This is a genomic window from Enterobacter sp. BIDMC109 (assembly GCF_001037885.1).
Lineage (GTDB): Bacteria > Pseudomonadota > Gammaproteobacteria > Enterobacterales > Enterobacteriaceae > Enterobacter > Enterobacter hormaechei_C.
The window spans coordinates 1,421,378-1,445,988 of sequence record NZ_KQ090002.1; the positions used below are offsets into that span (position 1 = coordinate 1,421,378).

A 24,611-nucleotide genomic window follows, 5' to 3' on the forward strand; every position below is an offset into this window, starting at 1 on the left:
GTGAGTTTGCAAAAAATGTAACAAAAGTACACGGTTTTGTGTAGTCGCAACCGTCATTAATTATTACTTCGACGAATAAATATGAGCTTATACAGATAACATAATTATTGGTTTATTAATTAATTCTGAAAAAACATTTTCAAGGCAAATTTACTAAGATTCAGGCATGCATTCAACAAATAGAACATTTAAGATTGCCTGAAACCCTCTTTCCGAATGCCTGATTAAGACAATGCAGGGCTGTAAAGTCTGCCCAAAGGAATGTCGTGTGGTTTGATAAATACTCTTTGTGTTTCTGTTAATTCATTGAATAACAGCAACTTGTGCTTGAGTGAAATGTTACTGTTTTATCCTGTATACGATAATCACTACTATAAAAGATATTATGTAATAAATGAAAAACACAACAGTTGTATCGATATTATTTTTAATTATTACCCCCTTATCTGGCTGCGTATTTTATCCTGGCCAGCATCTCGATCTCGCTGGGAAAAAGATAATTGCCGCAGAAGATGTAAATGATCGTCTTGAGAAACGGATTGATGTTTATCCTCTTACGCCTTCGTTAATTGAAAAAATGCGACCATCGGTTTTGAAATCTCAGGCAAATCCTAATCTGGATGAACAGGTCAAAAACTGGGAATACCGTATCGGCGTTGGGGATATTCTAACCGTCACCGTCTGGGATCACCCTGAACTGACAACCCCGGCAGGGCAGTATCGTAGCGCCAGTGACACCGGTAACTGGGTCAATGCCGACGGCACGCTTTTCTATCCCTATGTCGGTAAATTGCCGGTGGCTGGCAAAACGGTCGCACGGGTACGCGAGGAGATCACGGCCCGGCTGAACAATGTTATTGAAAGCCCGCAGGTGGATGTCAGCGTCGCCTCTTTTCGCTCACAAAAAGCCTATGTGACGGGCGAGGTGGTGAAGTCAGGGCAGCAGGCTATTACCAATATCCCGTTAACGGTCATGGATGCCGTGAACGCCGCTGGGGGGCTCTCTGCCGACGCGGACTGGCGCAATGTCGTGCTGACGCATAATGGGAAGGACACGCGCCTCTCGCTATATGCGCTGATGCAGCATGGCGATCTCACGCAAAATAAGCTGCTCTATCCCGGCGATATTCTGTTTGTCCCCCGTAACGATGCGCTGAAAGTGTTCGTCATGGGCGAGGTCGTTAAACAGAGCACGCTGAAAATGGATCGCAGCGGCATGACCCTGGCCGAAGCGCTGGGCAATGCCGGTGGGCTGAACCAGAATATGGCCGATGCCACCGGAATTTTTGTCATTCGTTCGCTGCCGAAAAGCGAGCGTTCAGAAAAAATTGCCAACCTCTACCAGCTCAATGCTCAGGACGCATCAGCCATGGTGTTAGGCACCGAGTTTCAGCTTGAGCCCTATGACATTGTCTATGTCACCACTGCACCACTGTCCCGCTGGAATCGCGTGATATCACAGCTTGTTCCGACCATCAGCGGGGTGCATGACCTTACCGAAACGGTTCGTTACATCAGATCGTGGCCGCAATAATGTTCAAATCAATACTCGTGGTTTGCACCGGAAATGTCTGCCGTTCTCCGATTGGGGAGCGGCTTTTACGCCAGCACCTGCCCGACAGATATATCGCTTCGGCGGGCATATTCGGGCTTGAAGGGCACCCGGCGGATGACAGCGCCCAGGACGTAGCCTGGCGGCATGGGATTTCCCTCGACGGTCATGTGGCGCGCAGGCTGACACGCAATTTGATGCAGGGATCCGATCTTATCCTGGTTATGGAGCCGGAACATCTTCGCTTCATTGCGGCCATGGCGCCGGAGATTCGAGGAAAGTCGCTGCTTTTTGGGCAATGGCTGGAGCCGCAGGAGATCCCCGATCCCTACCGTCAAAGCCGGGAAGCGTTTGAATATGTGTTTGGGCTATTGGGTAAAGCCAGTCAGGAATGGGCACGTCGTTTAGGTCAGAAAGGAATGAAGCATTAATGTCGTCTTACACAACAGACAATTATGGTGCAGCGGCACCCCAACAACATGAAGTCGATCTCGTTCGTTTGCTCGTCGAGATGATCGACCACCGCACGATGATTTTGTGCGTGACGTTCCTGTTCATCCTGTGCGCCGGTCTCTATGCCTGGATTGCGCCACCTGTTTATCAGGCGGATGCCATGGTGCAAATTGAAAACAAACAGGATAACAACCTGCTCAAAGGTTTGAGCCAGCTGGGCACCGATGTGTCGCCGGATGTTGCCCCTGAAATTTTACTGCTGAAATCACGCATGATCCTCGGCGAGACCGTTGACAAATTAGCTCTGACACAGCAGGCAAAGCAGCGCGTTTTGCCTGTGGTGGGGCGTCTCTGGCAGCGTCTGCAAGGGCGTGAGCAGGGCAAAATCACGTTAGGCGAACTCCAGATCCCGCAGGTGGAAGGCAAAGCGCAAGAGCTCACGCTGACCGTACAGGAAGCGGGAAAATATCACCTGACGGGCGAAAACATTGAGGCCGACGGCCAGGTTGGGAAAACGCTGGTTACGCAAGGGATCGTTCTGCTGGTGACGTCGATTGAGGCGATGCCAGGCACGCAATTTTCGCTTAAGTCGTTGACGCGGCTTGAGACGATCAACGCGCTGAAGAAGCGTCTCACGGTTGCGGAATCGGAGAAACAGAGCGGTATCGTGACCTTAACCCTGACGGGCGAAGATCCTGACAGCATCGCCCGGGTGCTGAATGCAATTGCTGAAAATTATCTCCAGCAAAATATCGCGCGCCAGGAGGCTCAGGATTCTCGTAGTCTGGATTTTTTACAGGCGCAGTTGCCGAAAATCAGCGCGGACCTTGATCAGGCAGAAGCGCGGCTGAATGCCTACCGGGCGCAGCGAGACTCGGTGGACCTGTCTCTGGAGGCAAAATCTGTCCTGGATCAGGTTGTTAACGTTGAGAATCAGCTAAATGAGCTGACGTTCCGGGAGGCAGAGATCTCCCAGCTCTTTAAAAAAAGTCACCCTACCTATCGTGCATTGCATGAAAAGAGACAGACCCTTGAGCGGGAACGGGAGCGTCTCAATAACCGTGTGTCAGCTATGCCCTCCACGCAGCAGGAGATTTTACGCCTGAGCCGTGATGTTGAGTCGGGTCGCACGATTTATTTACAGCTATTGACGCGCCAGCAGGAGCTGAATATTTCCCGCTCCAGCGCTGTCGGGAACGTGAGGATCATTGATGAGGCTGTTACGCTGCCGGACCCGATAAAGCCGCGTAAAGCGTTAATCATCGTTCTTGGCGCGCTGTTCGGGCTAATGCTCTCAATGGGGACCGTGCTGGTACGTCAGGCGTTCAAACGTGGGATCACGCTTTCCGAACAGCTGGAAGCGCAGGGGATGCCGGTTCTGGCTACGTTGCCACGTTCACAGTGGCTGTGGAGTAAAACGCAGTTGCGCAGAAAAAATCCGTTTTCTCGTCGCTGGAAACACAAAACCTCGGATGTGCCTTTCCTGCCCGTCGATCGCCCTGCTGATATGTTTGTTGAAGCGGTGCGCGGGCTGCGGACCAGTCTGCATTTCACCATGATGGAGGCTGAGAACCGCATTGTGATGATTTCTGGCCCCACGCAGGACTGCGGAAAAACGCTGGTGGCGACGAATCTGGCGGCCATCGCCGGGCAGAGCGGTCAGCGGGTGCTGTTTATTGATGCGGATATGCGCCAGGGCTATGTTCATAATATTTTTGGTCTGGAGAACCGCCACGGATTGTCCTGCCTGCTCGAAGGGAAACGCGACTTAGCGGAGGTCATTCAGCATGCTGAAAAAGGGGGAATTGACGTCATCACCTGCGGCCCGGAACCCCTGTGCCCGTTAGAATTGCTGTTAAGCGAACGATTCCTTTCCGTCATGTCCTGGGTTAACGAGCAATATGACATCGTCATCATTGATACACCGCCGGTCCTGGCCGTCACCGATGCCGCGCTGGTCGCCAGAGCAGCCGGAACAACGCTAATGGTTGCCCGTTTCGATAACACCAGCGTGAAAGAGATGGAGAATACCGTTAAACGGTTACAGCACGTTGGCGTGAAGGTCAGCGGCACAATCCTCAACGATATTGTTAAATCCGCAGCGCTGTATTACAGCTCGGGGTACAGCCAGTATGAATACGGTTATGCTTCGAGGAAAAAAGGGGAAAGGCGTTAGCGCGGGAAAAACAATCCCTCTCCCGGGTGGGAGAGGGATAAGTATTACTTCGCCATCACTTCCTGCGCGGTACGCTCAACCAGAGACAGCAGGATTTTTACGTCCTCCAGCGTCACGGTTGGGTTCAGCAGGGTCAGCTTCAGGCAGGTGATACCGTTATGCTCGGTCACACCGACGTTTGCACGGCCAGACTCCAGCAGCGCATCGCCAATTTTCTGGTTCAGCAGGGCAATACCGGCGTCATTCATCTGCGCCTGCGGACGGAATCGGAACAGCACGCTTGCCAGCTGGGGTTGCATCACCAGTTCCAGAGCAGACTGCTCTTTCACGTAAGCCGCAACCTGCTGTGCCAGCGTCACGCCGTGATCGATGATTGCCGCGTATTGCTCCTGACCCAGCGCTTCCAGGCTCATCCACAGTTTCAGCGCGTCGAAACGGCGCGTGGTTTGCAGAGATTTGGAGACCAGGTTAGGTACACCCGCTTCTTCATCGAACTCAGAGTTCAGATAGGCCGCCTGATAGCGCATCAGTTCATAGTGACGCGCTTCTTTCAGCAGGAACGCACCGCAGCTGATGGTCTGGAAGAACTGCTTGTGGAAGTCCAGGGTGACGGAATCCACCAGCTCGATACCGTCCAGGTAGTGACGATACTGCTCAGACATCAGCAGCGCGCCGCCCCAGGCCGCATCAACGTGCACCCAGATATTCTGTTTCGCAGCCAGCTCAGCAATAGCACGCAGCGGATCGATAGCACCCGCATCGGTCGTACCGGCCGTGGCCACAATCGCCAGGATCTGCTCGCCGTTCGCGTTGCACTGTTCGATTTTCGCCGCCAGATCGGTGAGATCCATGCGGGAGAATTCGTCAGTTTTCACCTGCACCACGGACTGGTAGCCCAGACCCATCAGCGCCATGTTTTTCTGCACGGAGAAGTGGGCATTTTCCGAACACAGCACGCGGATCTTACGCAGATCGCCTGTCAGACCGTCCTGCTGAACCGAGTGGCCCTGACGCGCAAAGAACGCGTCACGCGCCAGCATCAGGCCCATCAGGTTACTCTGGGTGCCGCCGCTGGTGAAGACGCCTGCGTCGCCAGCCTGATAACCCACGCGGGTACGCAGCCATTCGATCAGTTTGATCTCAATGATGGTTGCGGACGGGCTTTGATCCCAGGAGTCCATACTCTGGTTAGTGGCGTTGATCAGCACTTCCGCCGCCTGGCTAACCACCAGGCTTGGGCAGTGCAGGTGCGCCACGCACTGCGGGTGATGAACGGACAAACTGTCTTTCAGGAAGAACTCCACGGCGCGTTCGATCGCCGCTTCGTTGCCCAGCCCTTTCGGGGTGAAATCCAGCTTAATACGGTCGCGCAGCTCCGCGACCGTTTTGCCCTGGTACATCTCAGGCTGTTTCAGCCACTGCATCACAGCCTGAGTGCTTTGTTCAATCGCCTGCTGGTAAGCTTCAATGCTCTGCGCAGAGGAGAACAAAATTGGGTTTGAATCAGACATCGTATTCAACAACTCCGGTTACGCCGGGCTAACGCCCGCAGCAAGCAGTGCCTGCTCGAATTTATCCAGGAAGACTTTCAGCTCGTCATCGCTGATCAGCAGAGAAGGCAGCAGACGCAGAACGATACCGTTACGGCCGCCACGCTCCAGAATCAGGCCGGCTTCGAAGCATTTCTTCTGGATCAGTGCAGACAGCTCGCCATCGCCCGGGAAGCAACCCATGTGATCGGCGGCTTCATGTGGCTTAACGATTTCAATACCGATCATCATGCCCAGACCGCGAACGTGGCCGATCACCGGATAGCGTTTCGCCATCTCTTTCAGCTGGCCTTTCAGCCATTCGCCCTGTGCAGCTACTTTGCCCGCGATGTTCTGGTCTTTCAGGATCTTCAGCGTGGTCAGACCGGTAGCCATCGCCAGCTGGTTGCCGCGGAAAGTACCGGTATGGTGACCTGGCGCCCATGCATCGAACTGCTTTTTGATACCGAGCACGGCCAGCGGCAGACCGCCACCGACTGCTTTAGACATCACGATGATGTCTGGCTCAATGCCAGCGTGTTCGAAGGCAAAGAATTTACCGGTACGGGCAAAGCCAGCCTGGACTTCGTCGAGGATCAGCAGGATACCGTGTTCCTGAGTGACTTTACGGATGCGCTGCAACCACTCAACAGGCGCCGGGTTCACGCCACCTTCACCCTGAACGGCTTCGAGGATCACCGCGGCAGGTTTACGCACGCCGCTTTCGACGTCGTTAATCAGATTTTCGAAGTAGTAGGTCAGCGCCTTCACGCCCGCTTCACCACCGATACCCAGTGGGCAACGGTACTCGTGTGGGTAAGGCATGAACTGGACTTCTGGCATCATACCGTCAACCGCTTCTTTCGGAGACAGGTTGCCGGTGACGGACAGTGCGCCGTGGGTCATACCGTGGTAACCACCAGAGAAACTGATGATACCGCTACGACCGGTCACTTTTTTCGCCAGCTTCAGCGCCGCTTCAACGGCATCAGCCCCGGACGGGCCAGTGAATTGCAGGCAGTACTCTTTGCCCTGACCAGGCAACAGAGAGAGCAGGTATTCTGAAAACGCGTCTTTCAACGGCGTAGTCAGATCCAGGGTATGTAACGGCAAGCCGCTGGTAATGACATTTTGGATGCTTTTCAGCACATCAGGATGATTGTGTCCAAGCGCGAGGGTGCCTGCGCCTGCTAAACAGTCAAGGTATTCTTTATTATCTGCATCGGTGATCCACACGCCTTCTGCTTTCGTAATCGCTAAAGGCAATTTGCGCGGATAACTCCTGACGTTAGATTCAAATTCGGCCTGACGGGCCAGATAGGTTTCGTTGCTTTTGTGGGCATCTACGGTGTCAATACGGACTTTATCCGTCATCATATCACTCCTACAACCGCCGCTTCGTTATGAGCAACGATTGAATAAAAAGTTAAAAAACAGATGGGGCCTGAAAAAAACGCCGCCAATATAGAGCCTTTTGTCACCGGGCTCAATGGTTAATTTGCTTACTGTTTTGTGACACAGGGCACAGGGCAGGGAAGAACGCCGTTTGTATGGGGGAGATTGCACTTTATGCTAAATAAAAACAGTAGCTTACGTATGATTTATCCGCATTGTAAAATCAGACAAAAGAGTGTGACAAATCGTGCGATTATCAGGTGAAAAGGAGGCAGTGAGCCTCCTTACGCTGTTTATTTCTGGCTAACGCGTAAAATACCGTGTTCACGTCCCTTCGTTTTATTCCACGACGCGTCCGTAATACCGTTTTCATCCAGGCTTAGCGATATCACAAAACCATTACCACGGATCTCATAGAAATTCGCATTCAGACGTTTAACGCTGGCTTTTTTGCCGTTTACGGTGGCGCTAAAGAAGCCGTGAGAAAGCGTGGCGTTAACCGTATCCGACGAGAACGAGGCTTCACGCAGGGGATCGTGAACGGATGTCGTTGGTTCGTGTTGTGACGCATTTTCCGCTTTGGTTTTGCTGATATCGCAAGAGCCATCGCCAGCGCTAATTTGCGTGCATCCCGAACGCTCTAATTGAGCGCGATAATGGGCGTTTATGGCGTGCGCAGGCGAGACACAACCTGCAAGCACCGCAGTACCTATAACGAACATCATTACTTTTTTCATTTTACCGCCTTAAAAACGACACAAATACCAGGAGACATACATCACGCCGATCCAGATCCCGACCGAAATCAGCATCAGATACAGGGCTACCGAAATAAAAATATATTTAGACATCTTTTTGTATCAACGAAATGCTCATCCGCTAAAATGAGGCTTTATATTTGTCCCGATGATTGTTTTACGCTTTAAAAGCCCATTCCAATCCCAACCGAAGCGCCCATATTATTCGCGGTATCATCTGAGAAGCTCACTTTCGCGATGACATGGGAATTAAAGTTAACGGATGCACCGACAGCAAGCGCGCTCTCGCTGTTGTAAGTCGCGCCGGCATCGCCTTTATCACCTTTCTCTCCATCTGTGCCGTTAGTCGCCACACCCTGTAGGGCCGTCTCACATCAGCAAGCGCACCGGCAAGCAACGCTTTCTGATGTGCGTCGTTAGCCATTTTATCCACGACTAACACACCTGGTTTTGTGGACTGAAGGTCGTCATTAACCTGCGTTAAGCGGTTATCCGTTGCGATATCACGGTTAATGCTATCAGCTTTGTTTTGTGCAATCTGATCCTGATGGTCATTTACAATATTAGTGATTTGCTGATCGTCCCAAACCGTATTCGCGGCTTCAGCCAGGCTCGTTGTACCCACTAAGACAACGCCCATTACAAAAATAGCAATAAAGGTTTTATTCATAGATTTCATTTGAAAAGCTCACGTCATTAACTGTTGAAAATACTGAAGCTGAACAGATTTATTTTCGGGATTCAAAAACGGTTGAACGTTGTCTAAATATTACTTAGTAACGCGAGTAAACTATCAATTAAACGCAAACCAATGATTTTGATCTAAGTCATAAATATTATGAATAGTTCCGACGACGTAAAATCATGTTGCGGTTGTTATTAATGTAAGCATTAAGGTGAGAATAACGTAGTGAATGAGATGGTTAAATTAAGTGTTTGACAGGAATGAAATTATGCAAGATAAATGTTTACATTAATATACGGGTTTATTTCATACGAAAGAAGGTGGGCTGTCTTATAAAAGTACTCCCGGTGCGTCATTATGGATAAAAATAATATTTCTCAGCACAGTGAGTAAATAATATTTTTCATGTGTTCTTAACAAATCTGGCGGGATAATTAACTGAACAATAATGTATACATATAGAGGGTAGTTAATATCTTGTCGTTTATTGTTCGTTACAGGGGATTAACGGACAGCCCAAAACCCCTTGCACCCGGGTTACCCCCCGGTTACACTACATGACTACGAATTGCTATTTCGTAAATAGCTGTTTTATAAGTAATTTGACTCGGGGTGCCCTTCTTTGTGAAGGCTGAGAAATACCCGTATTACCTGATCTGGATAATGCCAGCGTAGTCTGGCGATTATTCATTGAAAATAAAAAGAAATTTCTAGCTTTAACGTCCTGTTTTGATAGTTCATTACTCAATGAGGCTTTCAGAATGGGCCACAGAACCATACGTCATACCATCACACGCAACGGGATTTATTACGTTCGTTTCCGCTTGCCTGGTAATAAATATTTTCGCAAGTCGCTGGAGACTGACAGCCACACCCAGGCGCAGTTGCTCATGTCTTTTGCTTCTCCTGTAATTCCTCTGGTTCAACGTGGCACCATCCAACCGGATCACTTCGGTAAGCGTCTTTCTGAGTATGGCAATAGCCTGAAGCAGCAGAATGAACAATGGCTGGCACAACAATTTCTCAGTGAAGAACGGCGCAATCTTCAGCCGATAGTTGTTCAGGAATACCGCGAGCTTGTTGCGCCTTCAGAAGATGAGGAAGAACAAACAGAAGCACAGTCAAAGGATGTGTTAACACTTGCTGGCGCTTGGAATATGTACAAAAAGGAGAAAGCCCAAAACTGGACGAAGGCAATTTCACAAGCCAATGAGCGCTTTATGGAAGTCATGTTCATTGTTCTTGGTGCATCAACAGATGTAATGACGATCACCAAGCAGGACATCAAGCAGGCGATGGAAGTTGTTGAAAACTTGCCAAAGCGTGTTGTGCAGCCTTATCGGTCAATGACGGTTCAGCAACTGAGCGAGTGTGATGATGTTCCTCCAGAAGATTTGGTTGGCGCTGAGTCTATCCACAAGCATTTGAAGATTTACAAATCGCTGTTTAAAACCTTCCTGACTGACAATAAAGATATTCTGGAGAAATCACCGACTGATGGTGTAGTCGCCGCACCGTCGAAAGCGAGGTTTGGAGCTTACAGTGCAGCAGAAATGAGAAAGTTTGTAGGGTGGGCGCTCAAGCAGCCTGATGGCTGGCAGAAATGGATCACTCTTTTGTTGGCGTATACGGGAGCCAGAAGAGGGGAGATCGCAAAATTAGAGAAGTCACAGATCAAATTTGATGAAGATAGCCAGCGGCACTATCTCCTGATCGCGGAAGGAGGGCAGGGTAAAACCGAGAACGCTACAAGGCAGGTGGCGATCCATCCCAAACTGATCGAGTGGGGGTTCCTCGATTTTGTAAATCGCCAATGGAAAGAGAAAATCTTCTCGCCTGTGTCGGGTAAGAACATGCCGAAGATCGGCAAAGTTTTAGCCGATGTCCGCGATCAACTTGGTATTCCGTACCTTGATGATTATGGGCAGCGGCGGCTAGTTCACAGTTTCCGGCATACCATGATTTCAACCTGTTTAGCTGGCTGGGTTGGTAATCTGGCACACCTGCAACAGGTGGTAGGCCATGAGAAAAGCGGCTCAGGGATCACTAGACGCTACCTACACACGTTCCCTTTATCAACGATCTGTTATGTGATTGATGGGTTGGGTTGGGAATAGCTGTTTATTAATAAAAGAAAAGCACTAGAAATATTTCCTTTAGTAAGTTTTGGGTATCATTCGCCCCGTAATGGGGCGAAATCAAAACTAGCTATTCGGAAGTGACTTGGCTTTGCTTTTTTATCGTTCTGGTTTTCAACATTTCAATCTGGCCAGCTTCGGTTAATGACCAGAAAGTATTCATGCTGCCATTGGTGGTTTTTAAATATTCAATTTTTATCAAACCATATGCCCTAAACTGCACTCCTATCGTTTTAAGGTCTTGAGAAGACACTTTTGCTGATGTGCCTCCCTTGTCTGCGACCTTTTGAGCGCTTTTGGCAATTGTGTATGATACGCTTGATTCAGTATAGTATTGAGTGAGATAGGGGGATATTGAGTGAAAAATATCCTTCCATTTCATTTTCACGGACCAGTGTTTTGTTCCACCGGGATCATACCCGATTCGAGGAAAGGTGGACTCACATCTAAATTCAAAATCATCATCAAAGTCAGCCAGATCCAGATCAAGTGTTTGACTAAGATTACTTGTGGCCTTGGCTAGTTCACTTTTTAACCATTCATTCTCTTTTTGTAAATCAACCATAGCACGTAAATCAGTTTCAGAAGACGTTAGGTTGGCTCTTACCCATCCGATTGCAGGATAAGTTTTCATCGTTTTACTCATACTTAAAGCAACCAACCCGGGTAAATCTTTGGCTGTTGCCCATGTTTTCCTGAGACGATTGGTTGAGGCCTTCTCTATGAATGCAGCTAGCTTCTCTCTGAGTTCAGAATCTTTTTCAGATTTGGCTAAAGGTAGATTTTCCGGATTCTCATGTACCAAAACAACGACGCGTAAACCTTTTGAAACTGCGTAATCAAATTCCTTTTCGGTGTAACTTAAACCGTCTTCCGCGACAGAGCCATAACGACCACCAATGATCAGCAGATAATAATCACAGTCATCGATTACTTTTTTTATGAACTCCCATTGGCCTTCATCGATTGCTGGGAACAACTCCATGCCTGCTGGAATGCAATCCATTTCCATCAGAGTTTGTATGACGTGTTTTCGTTCTTCTTCTAAATCCGTAAAAGTTGAACTTACGAAAACCTGGTAACGTTTATCCATTTTTATCCCTTAAAAGAGGAAGGGGCATAAGCCCCTTCATTCAACATTAACCAGCGTGACGGTAGGATTCACGCACACCATCACGATAACCATCAGCAAACGCTGCTTGAGGACTTTTGTGGCGAACGGTACCCGCCTGGCTATCAGGTAAGGCGGCTAAGTCTACCCAAACCTGACCTGTGCGAGCCAAGCCAGCGCGGTAACCCTGATCGTAAGCGCAGCCACAACATTTATGGCGACCTTCACCACCTTGATCGTGAGGTAAGCTAATGAAAAGAGTGTTGTAACGGTGTGATTGTTTACAAATAGTCATGCATTGCTCCTTATGAGCGTCATTTTAAGGTTTACATGATCCTCTTTGCCTGGCACAATCAAGCCGTGAAAAATGAAGGCAAGGCTAAGATTCATACGAGTTTGGCGACTCGTATTGGTCATGCTTTGTAAGCCGGGTTCATGCAAATGAATCCGGTTTTTTTACGCCTAAAATTCAGGCGCGGCACTACATGTGGGGGTGGTCAATCAATAGCGGCCCCACATAGTCGATATTCTAGTGATGATTCTTTTCTGCACAAGGGTTGATTTTGACGTTAAATTGAGGTTGTGAAAGGGTAAAAATGCAAAACCCTACACAGCATAAGGCCTGGAAGACATGTCAATGATTAAGAAAAAAAAATCAAAATTTGATCGAGTGCTGATTTCTTCAACGGGAGGGCAGAATTGCGCAACATGATATCGCGCAATCTTGATAAGAATAATGAATGTTGCCGGTGGTTTTGATAATTGTGTGCAACATATAGATAACATATATATGTGCGTAAGGATGGAACTAAGAATGTACTCATAAGAGTTGGTGATCTGCTAGACCGCCAGCCTAGGCCCTCCCCAAAAGACGCTGATCTTCACCAAATATCTTAAGGATGTCTCATCCAGCCATGTGCTTAACCTTTCCGTGCTTAGCTTCACCAGCAAGAGAAAACTTGCTGTTACAAGGTTTTTTTCTGCTTAATTTTTGCTCCATTTAACATATGATCCATAAAGTGTACTTGACTGGAATGGTCAGGTATTGCTTTTCGGAGCGTTGATGTGAAGTGGGGTACACAACAGCGATTTCACAAACAGAAGGAAAGCATTCGGGAAGATTTGAGGTGAGTTCTCTTGTTCAAGGATTTTGGATGAGATTGTCTGGTCACCACACAATTTCAGGTTTCAGGCCTTTGAGGCTGACAGTGTGTCAAACGCCATAAAAGCACATTTTTCTGTTTACCAGCAGACACAAAGCCACTACAGCGACGTTACCACAACGGGGTGAAGGACTATCATCACCTGGCGAAACTCTCCCGTCCCATGGGGCACAGAAGCGTACCTTTTCCACACTATTGTAAACAGCCAACCCACCAATCCCTCCTACGCTCAACTAGAAGCCCGTAGCGGCGTTATCTCCACACAATCGTGAACTGACAACGCCATGATTCACGACTTCCCACAGCGCGATAGAGGAGCCTCCAGAGGGGGGGCGGTTTTGGTTTTTTGTATGATGTTTTATTTTTTATGGAAAAATGGTTCAGATAGGTGGTTGTGTTTAGCCTCATACCCACCAACATATTTAACGCACCCAGCACTGGCGCGGCTTCGTTGTGTAGATCACGGCATAACAATCACTACATCCCACAGGCGAGCCAGTGACAACAGACAGGATTTTCTAGCAATTAACCGCAATTAACAGGTATTTAAACTCAATTATTTCCCGCCGAAAATCCAACCGATAATGGCACCGATTACCGCAGAGCGGGTCTCACCTGCTGCTCCTTTGAGAACGTTAATAACTGCATCGCCTGCACCAGGTGCCTGCTGTTGAAGTAAATTCAAACCACGAGGTGTTAACTTGGCGGCGGTATCCATGTCGGTTGAAGAGATTATCTCCGTGTAACCCATATCTCTGAGAGCCTGGAGTGTGTTGCAAAGCAGGTCAATCTGAGTTCTGTCTCCTCTGGGCTTCCAGCCGAAGTCTGAAAATTCGAAAGAAGAGTAAGCCGGATAGTCCGCAAACAGTTTCACCAGGATTCCAGTTGCCATCTCGTTAAAGCTGTCTTTGCCTTGGACGAATTCCATAATGTTTCCTTTTGTTCACTGATTGAACGAGGTTACTCAGTTACGGCAGGAAGTACCAGTCAGAAGTCATCGGTAACGAATACATATGAAAAGAAGTTTTCATCGGTAATGGTTACAGATGGGTCATCGGTAACGGTTACGCACCAATAAGATCAACATATTAAGATCAAATAAAAACCATTAAGATCTTTAAAACCTTAAGGTCAAAGGCAGGGTGAACTGGTGTTCACTAGTTGGTGTTAAGGAGTGATGCTTCTGTATCGCTCTGCTCTGAATGGCTCTGCCACTTCAGATATGTGTGGAAGACAAGCCGCGAGGCGCGTCAGTCAAATGTGGATCAAGCACGGCGCAGAGGAGCTTTAAACGCGACGTAACTCCCCCCTTGGAGGGGCGGCGGTCCCCCCTCAATCTCGCAAGGCGATAACGGCCCTCTGATTCTGAGGCGATGCCATGATGCACAGCGGTCCTGTAACGCTCCCTGTCGCGTTCAGAGCGTCTTTCTCCTGTTGCTGGTGAATTTGTACCGCTTCGCTTAGGGCGTTGAATCTTAAGCGTCTGAGAGCGTTTTGTGATAAAGGGATTGACAAAGAAAAGGTATATGTATAAAGTTGCGGGGTATTGACATAAAACACATCCATTTCTTTATTATTTAAGTGAGAAATCGGTTGACAAAGAAACTAATTTATAATAAACTATATATTATCAACTGAGATGATTTTATGAATAAACAATAATTTAAATAGGAGAGATGCATGGGGAAACCTGTTCTGTTCGATTTCTCGAACGCCACTGCCTCAGAGATTGTCGCTGCAATCGATGCAAAAATTACCACAGCTCAAAATCTGCACGCCTTTCGCACTCGTATGGGCGGTGCCAAGAAAGCCGATAAGCTCTATCCAGCTACTCGCGAAGCACTGAACATCATTAAACGCCTGCGTCAGCAAGCGAAAGACGCAAAAATCATCCGGGATATTCTTAAACCATACTCAGCAGAGTTGGCAAAAGGCCGTGATGTTATGGAAATCATTGAACCAGTACTCTCTGCCTGGCGTGTCTATTACGCTTCTCATGGCATCGGCTTGATGAATGAACAGATCCTTCTGCTTAAGATGATTGAGTCTGGCGGTGAACTCGAAGGCATTACCGGAAAACCCATTCCAGAACTGACCACAACCGAATAACCATTCTCTGCTTTACACCGTTGGCAGCAACGCCACCAAACGAAATCGCCGCAAACACGGCTTCTTACTCCTGATCGCCATCCGCGATAGCAGGAGCGATAACTATTATGCATTCGGGGGGAACTTGATATGAATTTGAAGATTCAACAGCACGTATACGCCGGACTTTTAGAAGAAGCGAAGCGCCGGGGAACAACTGTTCCAAACCTTGCACGCGAAGTGCTAGAAATCGCCGCCCATCTTTTTGATAACGGTGAACCTTTACCCGCCTTGGGGAATATTAATGGAGATAATAATGAACAAAAGAGCGTCGCAAAATAAACCAGAACTATGGATTGAAGAAGATCGCCGCCTTTTCTATGCAGATGCAATCACAATTAAGTCCACTGGTGAATGTTTCAAAGTCGAGGACAAACTTGCAAAGATCCATACCTATATGGTGGATCAATACAACAGCTACCAGGCTGATGGTAAGAGTTTCTACGAAGATCAGCGAGATATCGCGACTAAATGTAAATGCACACCAAAAACTCTTGGCAAGTGGCTGAAAGTTCTTCAAGCACTTGGTCTACTTATCATTGATGAGAGCCAGAAGAGCCACTCTTACACGGTGCGGTCAGTAGTTAGCCAGGAACACAACTTGATTTTCAGCTATCCAAAATTGTTGAACGGCAAGCCGTCATACGACCATGAAGAGGCGCTTAAACGCCTTTATGCATCTCAGGGACGTAGGAACGTAAAAAATCATCAGCCAAAAAACGAAGAGAGCGGTAAGAGTGAGCAGAAACGTGATGTGGAATCTTTCGTGGTGGGATCTGCCGCGCCTGCTGCTGGAAAACCAGACGGCATACCTGCTGTGGATATTCCTGTCGATGTTGATTTATCCGGTAGTGATGATCCATCACTGAGTGATTCAAATGGGAGAAATGTCGTTGAGTTCCCGCGAAATTGTAGACCCAAACCCAGTTTTAAATTTGTAGCCCCAGATGATGACGACCACGAGGAAATCCATCAGGAGCAGGAAACCTTTATTGAGCCAGATGTTTGCCACGAACCAACGCCGGAAGAAATTGACGCTGCGGTAGCTCTTATGTGATGGAGGAATGAATTGTGTGAACACGTAAGCGGTGTACTGACCGCAGATGAAGAACAAAAGCTATCTCGCCTTTTCTCTGTCTTGGAGAATCCGACATACAAATCCCGGTCCAAACCATCCGACTTGGAAACACAACGTAAAGCCCGTTTGCTATTGAATCGTGGGTTTTCACTGCAAATTGTCGCAAATACACTAGATCTTCCGTTTGCTGAAGTCTGGCGGCTCGCACGTCAAAAACAAGCGGTGACCTGGGCGATGATGACACCGACAGCCCGGACAGAATTTGTCCGTGAAATGTGGTCACATCGGATGCACCCGGAACAGATCCGCAAGCGTTGCGATGGTCTGTCATACGTAAGCCTTCGATATTACCTGCATAACGCCGGGATCACTGACGCTGAAATGTTGGGTTACTACCCAGACGTGTTCGCGAATATCTGCAAGTTGCCGACAGTGAAGAAGAAGCGCACTAAGCGTAAATCCAAATAATCCCACATCGGGAGCCAATGAACTTTGAAGCAATCCTTTCTTACCTGCCTATTGTCTGGCTGGCGTATAGCTGCGCTCGTGATGGGCTGATCCTCTTGCTGCGAAGCAGTGACGTTGCCCGTCATCGCCTTGCGACAAAAATCCTACTTTGGAGACAACATAAAAATGAAAAACGTAAACGACATCCGCGCCGATATTCTCGCCGCAATGCAGGCCGCTGCCGAACCGGAGAGCGGAGATCTGAATAAAAGCGCCGAGCAGGTGTTGGCTGATGCCATCGAGGGATATCTGACCGCTTCGACTGCAACAGCCAGCAAATCAGCCCCGAAAGCAAAGACCATAAAGGAAAAAGGGATCGCTCTGTGCCACCAGGCCCAAGGTTATAGCGCTAATCTGCGTCCGGTAAGTCTCATGATGAAGGCAAGTCTTGATGAGCTAACACCTGAACAACGCGCCGCGCTTGAGCGTCTGGGTTACGATATCAATCAGGGGGTGTGATGTCTGGCACAAATAAGATTGTTACCAGCACCGTTAATGAAATCTCGTGGATCACAGACGATGCCTCATATCAAAAAGCCAAAAAGAAGATTATTTCGCTTAAGGCTGCTCATGAGAAACCAGCTAAAGCGCTTGAGAAGGCCCAGAAGCGGACCGTCCAGAGCGAAGGCAAAGCAGCACTAGCCGCAGCGAAAGCCCAGACAGCGAAGCTACGCCAGGCTGAACAATTGTCAAAACAGCAGCAGAAACAAGCTCAGATTCAGGCCAAAATGGAGCGGGATGCAGTCGCCCACGCCAATAAAATGACCTCATTACAGGCTCGCCAGTTATCTCAGCAGGAGCAGGCAACTCGTCAATCTGCCAGACTAGCGGCCATTTCTGCAAAAGTGCAGGCCGCAGCCAGATCACGAGTGATGACCTACAATCCCAACATGCCTGGAGTTCACTCCGATCCATCTCTGGTGGCACGTCAGACTGAAGCAATGAACCGTGGTCACGGCGCTGTTGCTGCTGACATCGCAGCCACCAAAAAGGCGATGGCCCTGGAAGAGAAGAGCCAGCGTGAGAAAGAGGCGGCTTTTAAACGACAAATCACCGCTCACGATACACTCCGCAGGGCAAGCTTGACGATCAGCCATATCGAAGCTGCATCCCTGGCTGACAAAATGAAAGCGGTGCAGGCCATTAAAGAGGCCACTAAGGGGTACGCCGAGCAGCGTTATACCATCGCAGAAATGCGCCATGAACTTGCTAAAGCGACTCTGGAAACCAGACGCCAGGCGCGTATTAACCGCCAGATTGTTAAAGATAAAGCGAAAGCCGAGCGAGCAGGGCGCATCAATGCTCAACGTCTGACCCGTGAACGTAGCGAACGTGGTTATGGTGGCCTTGCAGCCGCTGGTGTTATCGGTGGTGCGTCGTTAGTGGGTAGTATGGGCGTTTCTCGTGTCGGTCAGACCCTCCAGGGAAGCCTTGAGCGTTCTCGCGATGTGAAAAAACTCCAGCAGTACGGGATCAGCAACCTTGAGTTCGCTGCACTTCAGGATCTCTCGATGAGCCGTGTTGGTTACTCACTGAGTGCTGACAAGCTGGCTGACCTCAACAAGGACACAACCGAAAAGGCCGGGGAATTGTTGAACACCGGCTCTTTCAAACGTAACAAGAAAACTGGACAGGTGAATTTCAGCGGCGGTGGCGAGTTCGCAGATATCATCAACAATGTGCTGACCTCCACCAACGGCAACCAGAAGGTAGCACAGAAGGTGATCGGAGAACTGCAAAAGCTGGATTTTCCGACCTTCATCACTTACCTGAAACAGTTGCAGAAAACTTTCAAATGGACGGACAACCAGACCCGGCACCTGGCTGAGGCTGTGAATGATGGTTCGGTCTTCCTCGAAGTGTTCAATGATGAGGGGCAGGGACTTATCCAGCGTATGCATCAACTCGCTTCTGAAGGGTGGACGCTATCTGATGCACAGCAGGCCAACCTTGATAAGCTGGCAGCTTTGGGTGCTGAGTACAACCGAGTACAAACCAGCCTTGCGGATCACTTCTCAGCCTCGTTTGTTGAAGGCCTAGGGCAGTACGCTGTCAATACTGACACTCTACGTCAGAAGATGACTGGACTGATCCCAATTTCCGATGCCCTCGGCGTTGCCCTTGGTGAGCTAACCACCAACATTCTCTCCTTCGCTGGTCGAGTTGGTGAAGAACTCAAGAAAGGCGCGACACTGCCGGATGCAGTCTACAACACCGTTGTGGATGATTCCGCAAACGGTGCTGCCGATTGGATTAAGGAAAAGACCGGCTTTGATCCACGTAGCATCGGTCAGACGCTTAAGCAGGTTTACCCGTGGCTGGATAGTTCAGCACCGAGCAATATTGGCTCAGGCACGGCGTATAACGATCCAGCGCTAGCGTTGAATGTTCCTGGTTTTAACTCAATACAACCCCAGCAACCAACGTTCACGGTTCCGACAATTGATAGTATGACGCAGCGACAGCCGATCCCTGTCAGTGTGACCGGACAGGCTGAGATTAAACTCTCACCGCTTGATGTTAACGTTAATGATGGTGCGATTAATGGTCTGATTGATACAAAGCTGAGGAGCTATGAGCAGGCACAGAACAACATGATCCTTGGTGTTGCTCAATGATGAAACAGAGGGCGGCGAATTCGTCACCCCTATCTCAATACCGCAATGCGCATGTATCAAATTTAGCGACAAATCAAAGACCTCTCGTGTAATTTGTTGCAAATGATAATCATTCGTGTTAAAATAATACACAAGGTGAATTACAACAGCCAAATGTTATTCCCTTCTCCTTAGGAATCAAAGTGCGCTTTTCCCAGAGCGCCTTTTCTCATACAGCCAATATCCGCACCCTCTCACGGTAAGGTTAGGCCATTGCCGCTGGCTGTATCAGAAAAGCATCGCAGAGCGATTAGCCAGCAGGCTAACCCGTTTTCGGGTGTAGAAGAATTTTCTCCGACCTTGGATCGGGGATTTGCCAAAGCCTTTCATCCTCGGAAGGCCGTCTTGCCAGACGAAAACTGGCATTGAGTGCGGCAGCGAAGATATGAGGTCTCCCGCTGCTGTGCTCCCTCATTCCTGAAGCGTGGCCCACCGATCATGCTTTCCAAATCTCTCCGGTTGCGTGGCAATGAACCAAAGGTTCACCCGTGAACGGGCCTAATCTCTCCATCAGAAAACACCATCGTGAAGCGATTAGCAACGCATGTTGCTAACCCGTAAACGGGTGAATTTCATCATCTCCGATGATCTACCAACCGGGGCAGGCGTTTTCCTGCCTCCGGCTCTTTTTCTGCATGGAACATGAAGTGAAGAAAGTCGCTGATAGCGGCTTTCTTTTCGCCCCTCAATGGCAAATTTGCCAGAGAAATAATAACGCCATCATTGGCGATGACCTGAATGGAGATTCAAGACTGTGAAACTGGAAGATTATCCAAAAACGTATAACAACGTGGTGAAGAATTCTGCAACGGCCAATTTTGACCGCAGAGCGATTGTATTCGCGACACTCGCACAGGCTGTGGAACCCGGTTCCGTGGTGACCTCTACCGGAACGCTTTACACCTCTGGGACTGATGCGCTTCTGTGCCTCTCCTACGCTGAGGCAGGTTCTGATGTTCCTGTCATCGTGGCTGACCGCCTGATTTATGTGTACCCAGAAGCAATCCGCGCCGTAATGGGTTCAGCAACAAATGCAGCACTAGCAGCATTGACCGCTAACGGAAACATTCGCCTGACCTCTGACGATGTTGTCATCGCAGAATAACTAACAAGAAAAGGACTTCAAAATGGCTATTAAATCATTTGATTATGTTGACTACAGCAAGGTGTTTCGCACTCAGGTTCCGCAGAGTAATTTACTACTGACCCACCTCAATGTATTTGCAGACCGTCAGATCACGGATTCCCACAAAGTTAGTGTGGATCGTATCCAAGAGGCATCTATTGGTGTGGATGCGCCGTTGATGCGTTTCAGTTCGGAGTGGGGGACTATCGAGAAGCCGACCGCTGGATCGTATTTATACGAGCTTGTATGGCGCGGTGTGACGGATCGCGTAACTTCAGCCGATCTGAAAGGTTACCGTAAGCCGGGCAGCACTATTGAGCAGTCTCTTGATGAGATTGAGGCCAATAAGTTTATTCAGATGCGTGCCAAGTTTGAACGCTCCCGCGAATACGCCTATTGGCAGACGCTGATCTTCAACAAGGTTGATGCATTTGGTACACAGCAGAGTGAGATCGACTGGGCTGTAGAGTTTGGACTGAACCAGCGAACCGCTGACCTTCATCAGGATGTTGGTGATGATCCGATGCGCGATATTGACGATCAGGTCAGTGCCACAAAAGCACTGATGGGTGGTCTGACTCAATACCTTCGTGGCTGGGTTCTGCTGTGTGGCTCTGATGCCTACCGTGCTGTGCGCTATCACCCACAAATCCGGGAGCTATTAGTTTACGGAAATGGTCTGGTTGGTTCTGATGTGCTGTTCCCGTCTGACGTTCTGCCGGGCTTCAGTTCCTTTATGTTGGGTTCTGTACGTCTGATTGAAGTCAGCGATTCAGTATTCAGCGGTATCAAGTCAAACGAGGCTTTCCTTGTTCCGGTCTTTGGCAACGCTCCGGTTGACCAAAGTCTGCCAATGGGACGTTTCGTTGGTCCGTGCGCCCGCCATCTGGAGATCTCCGCTTCTGGTGATATTGAAGATTGGTATGCCTACCGTGCGTTTGATGAACTTCGAAACCGCAACCTGTACTCAGAAAGTAGCCTTCTGGCATACAACTTCAGGCCGGATCTGGTTTGTAAGCTGACACTGCTACCAACGGCATAAAAAAGCGGTTTGTGGGAGCGCATTGCTCCCGCTGCCAGGCGAGGCAAAGGAAAGGAGATTTACATATGCACATGAAACTGTTCAATTCGAAAGGCCTGCCACTTCTGGCAATGAGTCTGGATAACCAATCCGATAAATGGCTGAACCTGTCAGCCATTGCTAGATACTTCAATGTTCCCCGTAGCACATTTCTACAGCGCGTGAACGATTACGGCTGGGAGTCAGCATTAGCTCACTTTGAGCAGCAGCGAAAGAAAAAACTGAAAGCATAAGAGCCGGGTTAATCCCGGCTTTTTTATAACAATTTTTCAACTTTGTGAAACGGGACCGATTTGAAAAGGTATCCTTGAACTCCCCAAATACCAACCTCCTGTAGAAGGTCGAGATACTGTCTGCTTTCTACGCCTTCCACCACTATCTTATCGCAGTACCTCTTTATATTTTTTATCAATAGAGGAAATGTGGGTTTATCAATTTGTTCATTAAAGAAATGACGGTCAATCTTCGCCACTTCGAAGTAACCCTCAAGCAGGCTGGCAACATTTGCATTTCCGGCTCCCAGATCATCCAGCCACAGTGAGTTAACACCCTGACATAATGATTTCAGAATCGGACTTTTAAGCCCTTGTTCAATACCAGGAAACTCTTCTGAAACTTCAAGTTTGATAAATGGCATGGAACTGACTGTTAGCTGTAACAAACCGTCATGCCTTAAGAGTGTCGCCATATCGTAGTCAACATTGAGCGAGCAGAACAACCCGTGATGCTCGAACCAGTCCTGCTTACTGGCTATGACCCCAAACTGTTTGTAGAGAAAAAGGCGTTTCTGATCGAAATCCCATCCTGAAATGACAAACGCTGGGTGAAGGGGGCGTTTGGACTCTGAGACAAACCGCGTAAGAAGTTCGACTCCTAACAGCTTACCTTCAAGGTTCATGATGGGTTCAGCAATGAATTCAGAGTGCATGTTACGTTCCAGGTGAGTGATAACTACCTGATAATGCACCTTTAAAAATTATTGATCAATAATAACGATCAATAATCAAATAATGATCGATAAAAACGATAAGTATATCTTTTTGAAATGTAATGATAATTTATTTTTAAGATTAATCTTGTGTTGAGAAACAAGAGCAGGTCTTTTTCATCACATTCATATCTACGGGTTCGAAAACGACGAAAGATCACAACTAAACGAGGCTGGGGAAACCCGGCCTTTTTGTCGTTTGAATGTGGGACACAACGTGGGACACAAACTGGGACACAGAGCATTTTTTATGGTTGAGTCTTTGGCTTTCCGCTGGCATGATCCAGAACAGGGATTAACGGGACGTTAATCGCAAGCTTTTGATTTTGATTTATTTGACTCGGGGTGCCCTTCTTTGTGAAGGCTGAGAAATACCCGTATTACCTGATCTGGATAATGCCAGCGTAGGGAAGTCAGATGCCTGCCCGGTCATCGCTTCTTCACGCACGGCAGGAGCGAAACCATGCAGCCTGACCTGCTCGATTCACACGTTTTACATCAATTCCGAACCCGTTCCCCGCTCACGCACTGTATGACCAACGATGTCGTGCAGACCTTCACCGCCAACGTTTTGCTCGCGCTGGGTGCTTCCCCGGCAATGGTGATCGAAGCCGAGGAAGCGGAACAGTTTGCCGCGCTTGCCGATGCTCTGCTCATCAACGTGGGAACACTCACCGCGCCGCGCGCCCAGTCGATGCGTCGGGCCATTGAGAGCGCGGTAGCCGCGGGTACGCCCTGGGTTCTGGATCCGGTTGCGGTTGGCGCGCTGGCGTATCGCACCCGATTTTGCCAGCAAATATTGTCCCTCAAACCTGCGGCCATTCGTGGAAACGCCTCCGAAATCCTCGCCCTTGCCGGAATGAGTGCGGGCGGGCGCGGGGTTGATTCCACCGATACGGCGGCGAGCGCGTTGACCGCTGCGCAGACGCTCGCCCGCCAGACCCACGCCGTTGTGGTCGTCACAGGAGAAGTGGATCACATCACTGATGGTCAGCGAACCCGTACGGTCGCGGGCGGCGACCCGCTGATGACCCGCGTGGTGGGAACAGGCTGTGCGCTCTCGGCGGTCGTCGCCGCCTGCTGTTCGCTGCCTGGCGACAGGCTTGATAATGCGACGGCAGCCTGCGGCTTTATGAAGCGCGCAGGGGCAGCTGCACTGACTCACAGCCGGGGCCCCGGCAGCTTTGCCCCGGCGTTTCTGGATGCGCTTTACGCGCTGGAGGAGCTGGTATGACACGCATTAATGCCCTGACTATTGCGGGAACCGATCCCAGCGGCGGAGCGGGGATCCAGGCAGACCTGAAAACCTTCTCTGCGCTCGGCGCTTACGGATGCTCGGTTATCACCGCGCTGGTGGCGCAAAACACGCGCGGTGTACAGTCGGTATATCGTATTGAGCCGGATTTTGTCGCCGCACAGCTGGATTCGGTATTCAGCGATGTACGCATCGACACCACCAAAATCGGCATGCTTGCAGAGGCGGACATTGTTGAAGCGGTCGCTGAACGTCTCAAACGTTATCAGATAAAAAACGTGGTGCTCGATACCGTGATGCTGGCCAAAAGCGGCGATCCGTTGCTCTCCGCCTCTGCCGTCGACACCCTGCGTAAAAAGCTGCTGCCGCAGGTGGCGCTGATCACGCCAAACCTCCCTGAAGCCGCCGCGCTGCTGGATGCGTCACACGCGCAAAACGAACGTGAGATGAAAGAGCAGGGCAATGCGCTGCTGGCGATGGGATGCAGCGCGGTGCTGATGAAAGGCGGTCATCTTAATGATGCAGAAAGCCCGGACTGGCTCTTCACCCGCGATGGCGCGCAACGTTTCACTGCCCCGCGGGTACAGACCAAAAACACCCACGGCACGGGATGTACGCTCTCGGCGGCGCTGGCGGCGCTGCGTCCCCGAAACGCGAACTGGGCGGATACGGTGCAGGAGGCGAAGATCTGGCTCTCGTGCGCGCTGGCAAAAGCCGATTCTCTGGAAGTGGGTCACGGTATTGGGCCGGTTCACCATTTTCATGCATGGTGGTAAGCCGTATACTGGCATAAAACCTTATGCCAGAGAAA

The 24,611-nt window shown here is 49.4% G+C and carries 22 protein-coding genes and 2 riboswitches; of the genes, 15 read left to right on the forward strand and 7 right to left on the reverse strand.

The genetic code is table 11. The features are described from left to right. Positions 1–394 precede the first annotated feature (394 nt). From SK62_RS06740 to SK62_RS06750, 3 genes are read left to right on the forward strand one after another with little or no spacing between them, the layout of a single operon-like run. Entirely contained in the window at positions 395–1,534 is a 1,140-nt protein-coding gene (locus SK62_RS06740) for a polysaccharide export protein (RefSeq protein ID WP_045340314.1), read from the forward strand. Then, positions 1,534–1,983, forward strand: coding sequence for an arsenate reductase/protein-tyrosine-phosphatase family protein (locus tag SK62_RS06745; RefSeq protein ID WP_045340312.1), 450 nt, complete (start codon positions 1,534–1,536; stop codon positions 1,981–1,983). The genes SK62_RS06740 and SK62_RS06745 overlap by 1 nt, the downstream gene beginning before the upstream one ends. After that, the gene (locus SK62_RS06750) at positions 1,983–4,181 is read left to right on the forward strand and encodes a polysaccharide biosynthesis tyrosine autokinase (protein WP_047719270.1); all 2,199 of its coding nucleotides are present in this window, start codon (positions 1,983–1,985) and stop codon (positions 4,179–4,181) included. The genes SK62_RS06745 and SK62_RS06750 overlap by 1 nt, the downstream gene beginning before the upstream one ends. A gap of 44 nt (positions 4,182–4,225) precedes the next feature. On the opposite strand, the gene SK62_RS06755 is transcribed toward SK62_RS06750, so the two are convergent. From SK62_RS06755 to SK62_RS22130, 4 genes are all read right to left on the reverse strand, one after another. After that, positions 4,226–5,692 (reverse strand): pyridoxal phosphate-dependent decarboxylase family protein, encoded by a 1,467-nt coding sequence (locus SK62_RS06755; RefSeq protein ID WP_047719269.1) that lies wholly within the window; start codon positions 5,690–5,692, stop codon positions 4,226–4,228. Between the two features lie 18 nt (positions 5,693–5,710). Next, positions 5,711–7,087 carry a diaminobutyrate--2-oxoglutarate transaminase gene (locus SK62_RS06760; protein ID WP_015572345.1) on the reverse strand — a complete coding sequence of 459 codons (1,377 nt, stop codon included), beginning with the start codon at positions 7,085–7,087 and terminating at the stop codon, positions 5,711–5,713. A 311-nt stretch (positions 7,088–7,398) separates the two neighbouring features. Then, positions 7,399–7,842, reverse strand: a complete 444-nt coding sequence (locus SK62_RS06765) for a hypothetical protein (RefSeq protein ID WP_047719268.1) — start codon at positions 7,840–7,842, stop codon at positions 7,399–7,401. 185 nt (positions 7,843–8,027) lie between these two features. Beyond that, entirely contained in the window at positions 8,028–8,216 is a 189-nt protein-coding gene (locus SK62_RS22130; RefSeq protein WP_071788661.1) for a YadA-like family protein, read from the reverse strand. A gap of 930 nt (positions 8,217–9,146) precedes the next feature. Beyond that, positions 9,147–9,242: riboswitch (TPP riboswitch) on the forward strand. Positions 9,243–9,309: 67 nt separating this feature from the next. On the opposite strand from SK62_RS22130, the gene SK62_RS06775 reads away from it, so the two are divergent. Continuing rightward, positions 9,310–10,665: a site-specific integrase gene (locus SK62_RS06775; protein WP_047719267.1), complete on the forward strand. Its 1,356-nt coding sequence runs from the start codon at positions 9,310–9,312 to the stop codon at positions 10,663–10,665. Positions 10,666–10,756: 91 nt separating this feature from the next. Here the strand turns inward: SK62_RS06775 and SK62_RS06780 are convergent, their stop codons facing one another. Beyond that, positions 10,757–11,779 (reverse strand): DUF4062 domain-containing protein, encoded by a 1,023-nt coding sequence (locus tag SK62_RS06780; RefSeq protein ID WP_047719266.1) that lies wholly within the window; start codon positions 11,777–11,779, stop codon positions 10,757–10,759. A gap of 1,737 nt (positions 11,780–13,516) precedes the next feature. Then, entirely contained in the window at positions 13,517–13,888 is a 372-nt protein-coding gene (locus SK62_RS06785) for a hypothetical protein (protein WP_047719265.1), read from the reverse strand. 752 nt (positions 13,889–14,640) lie between these two features. Between SK62_RS06785 and SK62_RS06790 the strand changes: the two genes are divergently transcribed. The 9 genes from SK62_RS06790 to SK62_RS06825 all read left to right on the forward strand — a co-directional run bounded on the left by SK62_RS06790 (position 14,641) and on the right by SK62_RS06825 (position 21,790). After that, on the forward strand, positions 14,641–15,069 hold the full coding sequence (locus SK62_RS06790; RefSeq protein ID WP_023300778.1) for a hypothetical protein: 429 nt from the start codon (positions 14,641–14,643) through the stop codon (positions 15,067–15,069). 129 nt (positions 15,070–15,198) lie between these two features. Then, positions 15,199–15,390: a hypothetical protein gene (locus SK62_RS22145; RefSeq protein ID WP_047719264.1), complete on the forward strand. Its 192-nt coding sequence runs from the start codon at positions 15,199–15,201 to the stop codon at positions 15,388–15,390. Further along, on the forward strand, positions 15,365–16,165 hold the full coding sequence (locus SK62_RS23025; protein ID WP_049017686.1) for a DUF6945 domain-containing protein: 801 nt from the start codon (positions 15,365–15,367) through the stop codon (positions 16,163–16,165). The genes SK62_RS22145 and SK62_RS23025 overlap by 26 nt, the downstream gene beginning before the upstream one ends. Before the next feature lie 12 nt (positions 16,166–16,177). Continuing rightward, positions 16,178–16,654: a hypothetical protein gene (locus SK62_RS06800; RefSeq protein WP_047719263.1), complete on the forward strand. Its 477-nt coding sequence runs from the start codon at positions 16,178–16,180 to the stop codon at positions 16,652–16,654. 165 nt (positions 16,655–16,819) lie between these two features. After that, positions 16,820–17,152 carry a hypothetical protein gene (locus SK62_RS06805; RefSeq protein ID WP_061092838.1) on the forward strand — a complete coding sequence of 111 codons (333 nt, stop codon included), beginning with the start codon at positions 16,820–16,822 and terminating at the stop codon, positions 17,150–17,152. Next, positions 17,152–19,311: a coiled-coil domain-containing protein gene (locus SK62_RS06810; RefSeq protein WP_047719262.1), complete on the forward strand. Its 2,160-nt coding sequence runs from the start codon at positions 17,152–17,154 to the stop codon at positions 19,309–19,311. Before SK62_RS06805 ends, SK62_RS06810 begins: the two co-directional genes overlap by 1 nt. Before the next feature lie 793 nt (positions 19,312–20,104). Continuing rightward, positions 20,105–20,455: a hypothetical protein gene (locus SK62_RS06815; RefSeq protein WP_047719261.1), complete on the forward strand. Its 351-nt coding sequence runs from the start codon at positions 20,105–20,107 to the stop codon at positions 20,453–20,455. Between the two features lie 22 nt (positions 20,456–20,477). Then, positions 20,478–21,518 carry a major capsid protein gene (locus tag SK62_RS06820; protein WP_047719260.1) on the forward strand — a complete coding sequence of 347 codons (1,041 nt, stop codon included), beginning with the start codon at positions 20,478–20,480 and terminating at the stop codon, positions 21,516–21,518. A 65-nt stretch (positions 21,519–21,583) separates the two neighbouring features. Continuing rightward, positions 21,584–21,790: a hypothetical protein gene (locus SK62_RS06825; RefSeq protein WP_039263128.1), complete on the forward strand. Its 207-nt coding sequence runs from the start codon at positions 21,584–21,586 to the stop codon at positions 21,788–21,790. 23 nt (positions 21,791–21,813) lie between these two features. Here the strand turns inward: SK62_RS06825 and SK62_RS06830 are convergent, their stop codons facing one another. Further along, positions 21,814–22,485, reverse strand: coding sequence for an EAL domain-containing protein (locus tag SK62_RS06830; RefSeq protein ID WP_047719259.1), 672 nt, complete (start codon positions 22,483–22,485; stop codon positions 21,814–21,816). A gap of 391 nt (positions 22,486–22,876) precedes the next feature. Then, positions 22,877–22,973: riboswitch (TPP riboswitch) on the forward strand. 35 nt (positions 22,974–23,008) lie between these two features. On the opposite strand from SK62_RS06830, the gene thiM reads away from it, so the two are divergent. After that, complete coding sequence (thiM, locus tag SK62_RS06835; RefSeq protein ID WP_023295038.1) at positions 23,009–23,779, forward strand: hydroxyethylthiazole kinase; 771 nt, start codon at positions 23,009–23,011, stop codon at positions 23,777–23,779. Continuing rightward, positions 23,776–24,576 (forward strand): bifunctional hydroxymethylpyrimidine kinase/phosphomethylpyrimidine kinase, encoded by an 801-nt coding sequence (thiD, locus tag SK62_RS06840; protein WP_048249361.1) that lies wholly within the window; start codon positions 23,776–23,778, stop codon positions 24,574–24,576. The genes thiM and thiD overlap by 4 nt, the downstream gene beginning before the upstream one ends. Positions 24,577–24,611 lie beyond the last annotated feature (35 nt).